The organism is Actinomycetospora sp. NBRC 106378 (assembly GCF_030269685.1).
GTDB lineage: Bacteria > Actinomycetota > Actinomycetes > Mycobacteriales > Pseudonocardiaceae > Actinomycetospora.
This window is the reverse complement of record NZ_BSTT01000009.1, coordinates 210,886-222,873: the sequence shown is the minus strand read 5'-3', so window position 1 is coordinate 222,873 and position 11,988 is coordinate 210,886. Positions and strand designations below refer to the sequence as shown.

Sequence of the window (11,988 nt, the reverse complement as noted above, 5' to 3'; positions counted from 1 at the left end):
GTGCGATCCGACCTCGTGAGGCACCCTGGATGCCGACGACCTCGTCGGGTCCCCTGTGAGAGGTCGACGGCCTCCTCGACGACCAGGAACGACCGCGCCGGCCCCGCCGGACGGCCACCGGAACGAGGACCCATGACCGTCCACCGCGACGACGCACGCACCGCCCCGACGTTCGCGGACCTCACGGACCGCATCAAGGCGGCCGGCCTGCTGCGTCGCCGCCCCGGGGTCTACGCGACGGTGTTCGCCGGCAACTTCCTCCTGTTGGCAGCGACCGTCACCGCCTTCGTCCTGCTCGGCCCGTCGTGGTGGCAGGTCCTCACCGCCGTCGCCCTCGGCCTCGTCACGACCCAGCTCGCCTTCGTCGGCCACGACGCCGGGCACCGCCAGATCTTCGCGCGCCGGCGGGCCAACGACGTCGTCGGTCACCTGCACGGGGCGCTGGTCGGGATGAGCTTCGGGGCGTGGGTGGTCAAGCACAACACCCACCACGCCTCCCCGAACCACGCCGACGCGGACCCGGACATCGACATCCCGGTGCTGGCGTTCAGCGTCGAGCAGGCGGCCACCCGGCGGGGGTTCGCCCGGTGGGCCGTGGCGCACCAGGCCGTCCTGTTCCTCCCGCTCCTGCTGCTGGAGGGGTGGAACCTGCACCTGGTCGCGTTCCAGGAGGCCCTCCACGGGCGGGTGCCCCGGCCCCGGCTGGAGGTCGCGCTGCTCTCGCTGCACGTCGTCGGGTACCTGGCCGCGGTCCTGCTGGTGCTCACACCCGGGCAGGCCGTCGTCTTCGTGCTCGTCCACCAGGGCGTCTGGGGCCTCTCGATGGGCCTGGCGTTCGCGCCGAACCACAAGGGGATGCCGGTGCTCGACCCCGGCACCCGGCTCGACCACCTGCACAAGCAGGTGCTGACGTCGCGCGACGTGCGCGGCGGCCGTGTCCTCGGCTACCTGCTCGGCGGGCTCGAGCACCAGGTGCCCCACCACCTCTTCCCGCGGATGCCGCGGCCGAACCTGGGGCGCGCGCGGGTGCTCGTCGAGGCGTTCTGCCGGGAGCACGACCTGCCCTACACCCGCACGGGCCCGCTGGACTCCTACCGCCAGGTCCTCCGCCACCTCCACGAGGTGTCCGCGCCCCTGCGCACGTGACTGGACCGTCCGGAGCAATCGTGGCGGTGCCCGGAACCGTCGGAGCGCCTCCGTAGTCTGAGCCCGCGAAGGGGGTGCGGGCATGGCACAGCTGTCGGAGTCGGTCACCGACACCGCCCCGGTGGCGGAGCTGCTCGCCGCCGCCGTCGAGGCTCTGGGCGGGACCGAGCGGACGGGCCAGCAGGAGATGGCGGCCGCCGTCGAGCGGGCCCTGCGCACCGGGGAGCACCTCGCGGTGCAGGCCGGGACGGGCACCGGCAAGTCGCTCGCCTACCTCGTGCCGTCGATCCGGCACGCCCTGGAGGCCGACCAGGCGGTCATCGTGTCCACCGCCACCATCGCCCTGCAGGCCCAGCTCGTCGACCGCGACCTGCCCCGGCTGACGAAGGCGCTGGAGCCCGTCCTGGGCCGGAAGCCCACCTTCGCGATCCTCAAGGGCCGCGGGAACTACCTGTGCCGGCACAAGATCGAGTCCGGGGCGCAGGCCGAGGACCCGGGCGACGAGCAGCTCTTCGACCCGTTCCAGGTCTCGGCGCTGGGCCGTCAGGTCACGCGGCTGCACGAGTGGGCCGAGCAGACGAACACCGGTGACCGCGACGAGCTGGTCCCCGGGGTGCCCGACCGCGCCTGGCGGCAGGTGAGCGTCACCGCCCGCGAGTGCCTCGGCGCGTCCCGCTGCCCCGTGGCCGAGGACTGCTTCTCCGAGCTCGCGCGGCACAAGGCCGGGGCCGCCGACGTCGTCGTCACCAACCACGCGCTGCTCGCGATCGACGCCATCGAGGGTCGCGCGGTGCTGCCCGAGCACGACGTCGTCGTGGTCGACGAGGCCCACAACCTGGTCGACCGCGTCACCTCCGTCGCCACCGGCGAGCTCACCGGCTCGAGCGCCACCGCCGCCGCCCGGCGCTGCGCGAAGCTCGTCGACCAGGCGCTCGCCGACCAGCTGGTCGACGCCGGCGAGGGGCTCGACGCGGTGCTGCTGGACACCCCGGTCGGCCGCTGGGAGCACCTCCCGGAGCCGGTGGGCCGGATGCTGTCGGCGATCCGCAACGCCGCCTGGGCGTGCAAGCAGGCCCTCGGCCCGGAGCGGGAGAAGGGGCCGAAGGAGAACGACACCGACGCGGCCAACCGACGGTTCGCCAGCGCGATGGTCGAGGAGGTCCACGACGTCGCCGGCCGGTTGCTGACCGCGTTCGACCGCGAGGACCCGGCGACCCGCCCCGACGTCGTGTGGCTCTCCGAGCGCGAGCTCGGCTCGAGCACCGTGCGCGCGCTGCACGTCGCGCCGCTGTCGGTCGCGGGCCTGCTCGCCCACCGCCTGTTCGGCCAGTCCACGGTCGTGCTGACCAGCGCCACGCTGGTCCTCGGCGGGTCCTTCGACGCGCTGGCCCGCCAATGGGGTCTGCCGGTGAAGGGCGCGAAGGTCGAGGCCCCGCCCGACGACGGGTCCGGCCACGGCAACGACCCCGCCACCAACCTCGTCTGGCACGGCCTCGACGTCGGGTCGCCGTTCGCCCACGCCAAGGCCGGCATCCTCTACGTCGCCCGGCACCTCCCACCGCCGGGACGCGACGGACTCTCCGGCGCGGTGCTCGACGAGATCGACGGCCTGGTCCGCGCCGCCGGGGGCCGGGCGCTCGGGCTGTTCTCCTCGATGCGCGCCGCGAAGCAGGCCACCGAGGACCTCCGCGGCCGCTGGGACGGCACCGTCCTGTGCCAGGGCGAGGACTCGACGAACACGCTCGTGCAGAAGTTCGCCGCCGAGACCGGCAGCGTCCTGTTCGGCACGATCTCGCTCTGGCAGGGCGTCGACGTCCCTGGCGAGTCGCTGCAGCTGGTGATGATCGACCGCATCCCGTTCCCCCGGCCCGACGACCCGCTCGTCGCCGCCCGCCAGCGCGCCGTCGACGCCCGCGGCGGCAACGGGTTCCTCACCGTCTCGGCCACGCACGCCGCGCTGCTGCTCGCCCAGGGCGCCGGCCGGCTCCTGCGCGGCACCGGTGACCGGGGTGTCGTCGCGGTCCTCGACTCCCGGGTCGCGACGAAGCAGTACGGCGGCTTCCTGCGCGGGTCCCTGCCGCCGTTCTGGACGACGAACGACCCCGCCGTCGTCCGGGGGGCCCTGGAGCGCCTGCGCGGCGACTGAGCCGCTCCCGCGCCGGGCGCAGGACCGACCTACAGCGTCGCCAGCAACGCGTCCGCGAGGAGGCCCGCGGCCGCAGGGGCCCGGCGCAGGAACAGCTCGGGCTCGATGAGTTCGAGCTCCATCACCACCGGCTCGCCGTCGATGCGCACCAGGTCGACCCGGGCGGCGTGGACCGGGGCCGGGGCCTGCGCCAGGGCCTGCTCGGCGACGGCGAGCTCGCGCGGCGTCGGCTCGTGGTCCTCCAGCCGCCCGCCGTGGCGCTCGTGCACGAGGAACCCGTCGGCCGCGGGGAACTTGCGCACCGCGTGCGACCACCGGTCGCCCAGCCGGATCAGCGACACCTCGCCCTCGGTGCCGATCGACTCGACCGCCGGCTGCACCAGCACGTCCACGGCCGCGGCCAGCCCCGCCAGGGTCTCGTCGAGCTCCGGCCCGGTCCCCCGGAACGTCTCGCGCCCACCCGCCGACACGGCCGGCTTCACCACCACCCGCGACGGGCCCAGCGGCTCCGGCGTCGACCCCGCCGCGACGAGGCGCGTCGGCACCACCGGCACCCCGGCCCCGGAGAGCTCCACCAGGTAGCGCTTGTGCGAGTTCCACTCCAGGACCTCGAGCGGGTTCTGCAGCGCCGTCCGCGCGGCCACTGCGCGGGCCCAGGCCAGGAACTCGTCGCGGCGCCCCGAGTAGTCCCACGTCGTGCGCACCGCGACGAGGTCGGCGGCCGACCAGCCCGCGACGTCGTCCGGGGAGTCCCAGGGCTCGACCCGGGCCTCGACCCCGCGCTCGGTCAGGGCGGCGACCAGGGGCTGGTTCTCCGCGTCGATGCGCTCCGAGCGCACCCGGGTGCTGGCGACGATCACGGTGGGCATGATGATCAGCTTCCCGCAGCCACCTGTCCGATGCAGGTCACGGTGCCCGGCGCCACCTCGGTGAACCCCGCGTCGCGCACGGGGGCGACGCCGTGCCGCTCCCACGCGGCCTGCGGGTCGTCGAGCGCCGCGCACCAGACGTCCCAGTCCGACGTGGAGGCCGTCCGGACGGCGGGTGTGGTCACGGCCGTCGGGTCGCCTCCGGTCCACGACACGACGGTCGCGAGGATCATGCTCGCGTGCCCGACCTGAGCGCCGGCCTTCCCGGTGGACTGCTCGACGCGCGGGTTCAGCCAGATGACTGGCTGCCCGGTCTCGACGGGTCCCGGCTCGTCGTCATCCTCCCCAGTTCCGCTCGCCCCGCCTGGAAGATCCGTCCCCCCGATCTGCAGCCGCCGCACCTCGTGGGGCACGTCGTCCACCGGCCCCGGGACCAGGGCCCGGACCAGCTCCGACACCGTCACACCCGGCACGTCCTGCACCGCCCGCCAGTGCGCCGTCCGCGCCCGGCGGGCGAGCTTCCGGATGCGCCCGGCCCCGCACCACGCGGCCACGGCGTCGAACCACTCCCCACCCGGAGCGGAGCGTTCGTCCAGACACAGCGCGAGGGCGGCCGCGGCGGCCGCCTCGAGCAGCGCCGTCGGGGTCGGGGGCTCCTGGCGCTCGATGCGCAGGATCACCGGCATCGCCCGCACCGGCCCGTCGGGGTCCTCGTCGAGCGAGGGCGCCGGCCGGTCCGTGGCCCACGGACACACCCGGTCGGCGAGCGGCGCGAGGGCCGCGAGGGACTCAGAGCGGGACACGGCGCAGGAGGCCCTCGGCGGCGTCCGCCACCTCGATCTCGTCCCGGGTCACCCCGAGCACGAACAGGACCGCGTCGAGGAACGGGGAGGACAGCGCCGTGTCGGCGGCCGCCGCCACCACGGGCTTGGCGTTGAACGCGATGCCGAGCCCGGCTGCGGCGAGCATGTCGAGGTCGTTCGCACCGTCGCCGACCGCCACCGTCTGCTCGACCGGCACCTGGTAACGCGCCGCGAAGTCGAGCAGCGCGCGCGCCTTGCCCGCGCGGTCGACCACCTCGCCGACGACCCGCCCCGTCAGGTGGCCGTCGACGATCTCCAGCTCGTTGGCCGCGGCGTAGTCGAGCCCGAGGTCGGCGACCAGGTAGTCGATGACGTGGGTGAACCCGCCGGACACGACACCGCAGCGGAAACCCAGCCGCTTGAGCGTCCGCACCGTGGTGCGGGCACCCGGGGTCAGCTGGATCTGGGCGGCCACGTCGTCGAGGCAGGACGCCGGGAGCCCCGCGAGGGTGGCGACCCGGCGGTGCAGCGACGCGGCGAAGTCGATCTCGCCGCGCATCGCCGCCTCGGTGACGGCCCGGACCTCGGCCTCCCGCCCGGCGTGGGCCGCGAGCATCTCGATGACCTCGCCCTGCACCAGGGTCGAGTCCACGTCGAACACGATCAGCCGCTTCGCGCGCTGGGCGATGCCGACGCGCTGCACCGCGACGTCGACCCCGGCCCGCTGCGACGCCCCGACCAGGGCCTGCCGCAGGGCGGCGTCGGTGGGCGGCGACACCCCGGGCACCGAGATGCGCAGCTCCAGCCCCGTCACCGGGTAGTCGGCGACCCGACGCACCCGGTCGATGTTGACCCGCAGCGACGCGAGGGTGCGCGCCACCTCCGCGAAGTCCGCCGCGGCGATGGGACGCCCGAGCACCGACACCACGTGGGTCGAGTAGGGGTGCACCGACGACGCGTCCCCGCCGGTCTCGACGGTGACGGCGAGTCCGAGGGCGGGGATCGCGAGGTCCAGGCTCTGCGCGAGCCGTGTCGGGTCACCCGCGACCCCGACCAGCGCCGACAGCGTCAGGTGACCGTGGATCGTCGCCTGCTGGACGTCGAGCATCTCGGCGCCGTGCTCGGCGAGCACCGTGAAGAGGGTGGCCGAGACGCCCGGGAAGTCCGGCCCGGTGACCGTGACCAGCAGCGTGGTCCGTGACGCGGCGAGCGCCGCCGAGACGGACCCGTTGTCCGTCGCGGCGGCGCCGACGACCTGACCGTCCCCCGACGGACGGCTCACTTGTTCCGGGGGTCGCTGCCGGGGAGGTTCTCCTGACCGACCTTGCCCGTGGCGGCCTCACCGATGCTGGAGTGACCACCACCGATGTGCGCCTCGAGCCGGATGCGCTCGGTGAGGTGCGGGTAGTGCAGCTCGAACGCCGGACGCTCGGACCGGATCCGGGGCAGCTCGGTGAAGTTGTGCCGCGGCGGCGGGCACGAGGTCGCCCACTCCAGGGAGTTGCCGTGACCCCACGGGTCGTCCACCTCGACCGGACGGCCGTAGCGGTAGCTCGAGAAGACGTTCCAGATGAACGGCAGCGTCGAGGCACCGAGGATGAACGCGCCGATCGTCGAGATCGTGTTCAGCGTGGTGAAGCCGTCCGAGGGCAGGTAGTCCGCGTAGCGACGCGGCATGCCCTCGTTGCCCAGCCAGTGCTGCACGAGGAACGTCGTGTGGAAGCCGACGAACGTGGCCCAGAAGTGGAACTTGCCCAGGCGCTCGTTCATCATCCGGCCGGTCATCTTCGGGAACCAGAAGTAGATGCCGGCGTAGGTGGCGAACACGATCGTCCCGAACAGCACGTAGTGGAAGTGCGCCACCACGAAGTACGAGTCCGACACGTGGAAGTCCAGCGGCGGCGACGCGAGGAGCACCCCGGTCAGGCCACCGAAGAGGAACGTCACCAGGAAGCCGATGGAGAACAGCATCGGCGTCTCGAAGGTGAGCTGCCCCTTCCACATCGTGCCGATCCAGTTGAAGAACTTGATGCCGGTCGGCACGGCGATGAGGAACGTGGTGAAGGAGAAGAAGGGCAGCAGCACGGCGCCGGTGGCGTACATGTGGTGCGCCCACACCGCGACCGACAGGGCCGCGATCGACAGCGTCGCGTAGATCAGCGTCTTGTAACCGAAGATCGGCTTCCGGCTGAACACCGGGAAGATCTCGGTGACGATGCCGAAGAACGGCAGCGCGACGATGTAGACCTCGGGGTGCCCGAAGAACCAGAACAGGTGCTGCCACAGGATGACCCCGCCGTTGGCCGGGTCGAAGATGTGGGCGCCGAGGTGCCGGTCCGCCAGCAGACCGAAGAGGGCCGCGGTGAGGATCGGGAAGGCGAGCAGCACGAGCACAACCGTCACCAGGATGTTCCAGGTGAAGATCGGCATCCGGAACATGGTCATGCCCGGGGCGCGCATGCAGACGATCGTCGTCACGAAGTTGACGCCGCCGAGGATGGTGCCCAGACCGGAGACCGCCAGGCCGACGATCCAGAGGTCGGCGCCGTAGCCCGGGGTGTACAGCGAGTCCGACAGCGGCGAGTACGCGAACCAGCCGAAGCTGGCGGCGCCGCCCGGGGTGAAGAACCCGGAGACGACCATCGTGCCGCCGAAGAGGAACAGCCAGTACGAGAACGAGTTCAGCCGCGGGAACGCCACGTCCGGCGCGCCGATCTGCAGCGGCACGATGTAGTTCGCGAAGCCGAAGAGGATCGGCGTCGCGTACAGCAGCAGCATGATCGTGCCGTGCATGGTGAACAGCTGGTTGTACTGCTCGACCGACAGGATCTGCAGACCCGGCTGCGCGAGCTCGGCCCGCATCAGCAGGGCCATCAGCCCGCCGATGAGGAAGAACGCGAAGGACGTGATCATGTAGAGGATCCCGATGTCCTTGGGATCCGTCGTCTTGAGCATCCGGCCGATGAACGAACCGCGCTTGGTCTCCCGCGCCGGGTACGGCGTGGTCGCGATCGGCTTGGGTGCGACGGCCGTCACGTCTGCCTCCTGCCCACGGCTACTGCCTCCTGATCGACGGCACCTGGATGCGCCGTCCTCGACCCGGCGATCGTAACCGCCGGGGAGCCTGGTGGCTCACCGGGAGACAGTATCTCCGACACCCTGTCGTACGACAGCCGGGCGGGGATGGTCGGACGGACGACGAAGGCCCGCCGACCGGGTGGTCGACGGGCCTTCGTGTCCGTGGGTGGAGCTGAGGGGACTCGAACCCCTGACCCTCACACTGCCAGTGTGATGCGCTACCAGCTGCGCCACAGCCCCAACGCGACGGAATGCTACACGGCGGGTGAACGCCCGCGGTCAGGGGGGTGGGGTGATCGTCCGGCCTAGCCGAGGGCCGAGGCGAACGCCGGGTCGTTGGGCTGCACGAGCTTGCCGTCCAGCTCGATGGTCGGGGTGCCGAAGCCGGTGCTGCCGCCGGAGGTCTGCTGCAGGGCCGGGTTCGTGGAGGCCTGCTGGTAGTTCTGCGCCACCGCGGCGCTGTAGGTGCCGCCCCGGACACAGCTCTCGTAGTCCCCGCCGGCGCCGGAGTTCTTCCCGAGCGTCACGAGGTCGTCCACGGTGTAACCCGCGCCGCCCTCCTCGGGCTGGCGGTCGTAGAGGGTCTTGTGGAGCGTCGGGAAGGCGCCGTTCTGCGCGGCGCAGATCAGGGCGTTGCCCCCGAGCGTCGAGTAGCCGGGCGGGGTCGAACTCTGCTCGAGCAGGTTGACCATGTGGTAGCGCACCGTGATCCGCCCACTGTTGAGGGCGTTCGTGATCCGCTCGCCGTACACCGACTCGAACTGCTTGCACGCCGGGCAGAGCGCATCCTCGTAGACGTCGAGGGTGGTGCGCCCGGACCCGGCGACGATGACCCCGTTCTGCACGGTGGTCTGGTACGTCGCGTTCACCGGCGTGACGGGCTGGTTCACCGGCAGCGCCGCGTTCTTGTTCGACTGCGCGGAGATGACCGCCACGGCGATCACCCCGACCAGCACCAGGAGGGTGACGACGGCGATGATCGTGGGGGTCCGGGACCGACCGACCGTCGGGGCACTGCCGCGACCCCGTGCGCGCTGCTTGGCCATGGCACAACCGTAGCCAGGCGCGATCAGAACTCCGTACGGCCCTTCTCCTGCTCCAGCAACGCGTCCAGGTCCTTCAGCCGGTCCATCGTGGCGACGGCGCGGGCGGTGCGCTGGTTGGCCCGCAGCAGGTCCTGGTGACGGTGCACGAACTGCCAGTACCCGGCGGTGAACGGGCAGGCCTTCTCCCCCACCCGCACCTTCGGGTCGAAGGCGCAGCCGCCGCAGTGATCGGTCATCCGGTTGAGGTACGCCCCGCCGGACGCGTAGGGCTTCGTCGCGAGGCGCCCGCCGTCGGCGTGCTGGCTCATCCCGACCACGTTGGGCGGCATCACCCAGGCGAAGCCGTCGACGAACGAGGTGGTGAACCACTCCGACAGCGCGCTCGGCCGGTAGCCCCGCTGCAGGGCGAAGTTGCCGAGGATCATCAGGCGGGGGATGTGGTGGGTCCACCCCCGGTCGCGCACCTCGCCCAGCGTGTGTCCGAGGCAGGCCGCGGTGACCGCGTCGCCGTCGAGCTCGGTCCACCACTGCGGCAGCTTCGTCCGGGCCTGCAGTTCGTTGCTGCGGTGGTAGCCCTTGCCGAAGTGCCAGTACAGGTGCCAGATGTACTCGCGCCAGCCGAGGATCTGCCGGATGAACCCCTCCACCGAGTTCAGCCGGGCGTGGCCCTCCTGGTAGGCCTCCTCGGCCGCGTGGACGGCGTCGAGAGGGTGCAGCACCCCGAGGTTGAGCGGGACCGAGAGCAGCGAGTGCGCCATGGTCCAGTCCCCTGCCAGCACGGCGTCCTCGTAGGGGCCGAACGGGTCGAGCCGGTGGTCGACGAAGCGCTTGAGCGCGTGGCGGGCCTCGTCGGGGGTGACGGCGAAGAGCCGGGGCCCGTCGGCGCCGACCGTCGGCAGGTCCATCGCGTCGAGGTCGTGGCGCACGCGCTCGTCGATCTCGTCCTCGGTGGGCCACCAGGGCTCCTTGACGCCGAGCGTGGTGCCCTTCGGCGGCTCCTCCCGGTTCTCGTGGTCGAGGTTCCACTTCCCGCCCACCGGCGCGTCCGTGCCCTCCATCAGCACGTCGAAGCGCCGCCGCTGGTTGCGGTAGAAGTTCTCCATCGTGAAGGAGGTCTTCCCCGACCGTCCCCGGGCGTCGGCGCCCTCCCCCGCCCACGCCGCGAACTCCGTCTTGGGCCGCGCGAAGGTCGTGGTGGGCAGCACCGCCGCGACGAGGCCCTCCGCGTGCAGGGCGTCCACGAACTCCGTGGCCGCGTACGACGTCGGCTCGTGCACGACGACGGGTCGGTCGACCTTCTCCAGGGCCTCCCGGTAGGTCCGCGTCCGGTGGTAGGTGGAGCGGTCCCCGAGGTGGTCGTCGAGATGGCGCATGCCGGAGATCAGCAGGTGCAGCTTCTGGCGGTGGTAGCGGCGACGGTGCAGCACCGCCGAGGACTCCACGAGCACGACCTCGCGTTGCGCGTGCTGGGGCAGGCCGTACACGGCGGGGCCGAGCTGGTCGCCGAAGCACCACAGCGGCGCCTCGGGGTCGACACCGTCGAGGGCCGCGTCGATCGCGTCGCCGTAGATCGTGGTGACGCCGTCCGGCACGCTGCGCGGCCCGATGCTCATGCGGGGCGGGTGCCCGGCTCCCGGGGACGCGAACCGAGCAGCAGCCACACGACCAGGGCGAGTGCGGCGACGGCTCCGGAGACGCCGAACGCGGCGCCGAAGCCGAACCGCTCGGCGATCGCACCGGCGCCGATCGGACCGACGATCGCGCCGACGTCGGAGGCCATCTGGAACCCGGACAGCGCGGGCCCGCCCGAGCGCCGCGACCCGACGACGTCGGCCACGGCCGCCCCCTGGGCCGGCTGCAGCAGGCCGGCCCCGGCGCCCGCGACGAACGACGCGACCAGCAGGACGACGAGGTCGGGCAGCACCCCGAGGCAGGCCGTGCCCACCGCCACCGTCGCGAGACCGGCGACGACGACCGGCCGCCGACCCCGGCGGTCGGACAGCCCGCTGGTGGCGAGGAGCATCGCACCGTCGCCGACGGCGAACACGGTGAGCGCGATCCCGGCCCACAGCGGTTCCCGCCCGAGCGCCACGGCCACGAACAGCGGCACGAGCGCCACCCGCACCCCCTGCACCGCCCACCCGGTCGCGAGCCCGGACGCCAGCGCCGCCCGATAGGTCGGGGAGCGCAGCGCGCCGAGCAGGGTCAGCGGGGTGACCGCCGGGTCGTCCCGACGGCGGCGCAGGCCGGTCGAGCGCGCGAGGAGGGTCCCGACGACGGCCGTCGCCACCACCAGCGCGGCGGCGTAGACCAGGAACGGGGCCCGGAGGTCCCACGCGACGAGGCCGCCGCCCAGGGCCGGCCCGCTGATGCCGCCGAGCAGGAACGACCCGGTGAACAGGCCGCTGACCTGCCCACGGCGACCCTCGGGCGCCAGCCGGAAGATCAGCGAGAACGCCGAGACGGTGAACATGGTCGACCCGATCCCGCCGAGGCCGCGGTAGACCAGCAGCTGGGGGTAGCTCGTGGCGAGCGCGCACGCGCCGGTCGAGGCGGCGACCACGAGCAGGCCGGTCAGGTACATCGAGCGCTCGCCCACGCGGGCCACGAGCCGCCCCGACACCGGCGCGAACAGCAGCCGCAGGACGGGCAGGGCGCTGACGACGGCGGCCGCCGCGGTCACCCCGACACCGAAGCTGCGGGCGAACACCGGCAGGGCCGGCGCCACGATCCCGTAGCCGGCGGCCACGAGGAAGCTGCCCGCGAGCAGCGCCCAGACCTCCCACGGCAACGCGGCACGCCGCTCGGCCGCGACGGACATCGACGTCCTCCCCGGCGGGGCACCCGCCCTCACCCGACGGCGGAGGACGCTACGCCGGTGCCCGTCCCGACGACGGGTG

9 protein-coding genes and 1 tRNA gene are annotated in these 11,988 nt (G+C 72.9%); 2 read left to right on the top strand and 8 right to left on the bottom strand.

Annotated features, from left to right (window positions below):
* The first annotated feature begins 132 nt into the window (after positions 1-132).
* Together QSK00_RS20385 and QSK00_RS20380 are read left to right on the top strand one after the other, a co-directional pair.
* The gene (locus QSK00_RS20385; protein ID WP_285593477.1) at positions 133-1,146 is read left to right on the top strand and encodes a fatty acid desaturase family protein; all 1,014 of its coding nucleotides are present in this window, start codon (positions 133-135) and stop codon (positions 1,144-1,146) included.
* Between the two features lie 82 nt (positions 1,147-1,228).
* On the top strand, positions 1,229-3,292 hold the full coding sequence (locus QSK00_RS20380; protein WP_285593476.1) for an ATP-dependent DNA helicase: 2,064 nt from the start codon (positions 1,229-1,231) through the stop codon (positions 3,290-3,292).
* 29 nt (positions 3,293-3,321) lie between these two features.
* Here the strand turns inward: QSK00_RS20380 and QSK00_RS20375 are convergent, their stop codons facing one another.
* From QSK00_RS20375 to QSK00_RS20340, 8 genes are all read right to left on the bottom strand, one after another.
* Positions 3,322-4,152: an ATP-grasp domain-containing protein gene (locus QSK00_RS20375; RefSeq protein ID WP_285593475.1), complete on the bottom strand. Its 831-nt coding sequence runs from the start codon at positions 4,150-4,152 to the stop codon at positions 3,322-3,324.
* Between the two features lie 14 nt (positions 4,153-4,166).
* Positions 4,167-4,964, bottom strand: coding sequence for an aminoacyl-tRNA hydrolase (locus QSK00_RS20370; protein ID WP_285593473.1), 798 nt, complete (start codon positions 4,962-4,964; stop codon positions 4,167-4,169).
* A complete protein-coding gene (serB, locus tag QSK00_RS20365; RefSeq protein ID WP_285593536.1) occupies positions 4,951-6,153 on the bottom strand; it encodes a phosphoserine phosphatase SerB in 1,203 nt (400 codons plus the stop codon). Before serB ends, QSK00_RS20370 begins: the two co-directional genes overlap by 14 nt.
* Before the next feature lie 89 nt (positions 6,154-6,242).
* Entirely contained in the window at positions 6,243-8,000 is a 1,758-nt protein-coding gene (ctaD, locus tag QSK00_RS20360; protein ID WP_285593472.1) for an aa3-type cytochrome oxidase subunit I, read from the bottom strand.
* Between the two features lie 209 nt (positions 8,001-8,209).
* Positions 8,210-8,282 (bottom strand) — tRNA-Ala (locus QSK00_RS20355).
* A gap of 65 nt (positions 8,283-8,347) precedes the next feature.
* Complete coding sequence (locus tag QSK00_RS20350; RefSeq protein WP_285593471.1) at positions 8,348-9,088, bottom strand: DsbA family protein; 741 nt, start codon at positions 9,086-9,088, stop codon at positions 8,348-8,350.
* Between the two features lie 23 nt (positions 9,089-9,111).
* Positions 9,112-10,701, bottom strand: coding sequence for a cryptochrome/photolyase family protein (locus QSK00_RS20345; protein ID WP_285593470.1), 1,590 nt, complete (start codon positions 10,699-10,701; stop codon positions 9,112-9,114).
* Positions 10,698-11,909: an MFS transporter gene (locus tag QSK00_RS20340; protein WP_285593469.1), complete on the bottom strand. Its 1,212-nt coding sequence runs from the start codon at positions 11,907-11,909 to the stop codon at positions 10,698-10,700. Before QSK00_RS20340 ends, QSK00_RS20345 begins: the two co-directional genes overlap by 4 nt.
* Between the last annotated feature and the right edge of the window lie 79 nt (positions 11,910-11,988).

Coding starts and splice junctions, on each gene's coding strand:
- QSK00_RS20350 (WP_285593471.1), bottom strand. CDS start 9,088: ATGGCCAAGCAGCGCGCACGGGGTCGCGGCAGTGCCCCGACGGTCGGT.
- QSK00_RS20385 (WP_285593477.1), top strand. CDS start 133: ATGACCGTCCACCGCGACGACGCACGCACCGCCCCGACGTTCGCGGAC.
- QSK00_RS20380 (WP_285593476.1), top strand. CDS start 1,229: ATGGCACAGCTGTCGGAGTCGGTCACCGACACCGCCCCGGTGGCGGAG.
- QSK00_RS20345 (WP_285593470.1), bottom strand. CDS start 10,701: ATGAGCATCGGGCCGCGCAGCGTGCCGGACGGCGTCACCACGATCTAC.
- QSK00_RS20340 (WP_285593469.1), bottom strand. CDS start 11,909: ATGTCCGTCGCGGCCGAGCGGCGTGCCGCGTTGCCGTGGGAGGTCTGG.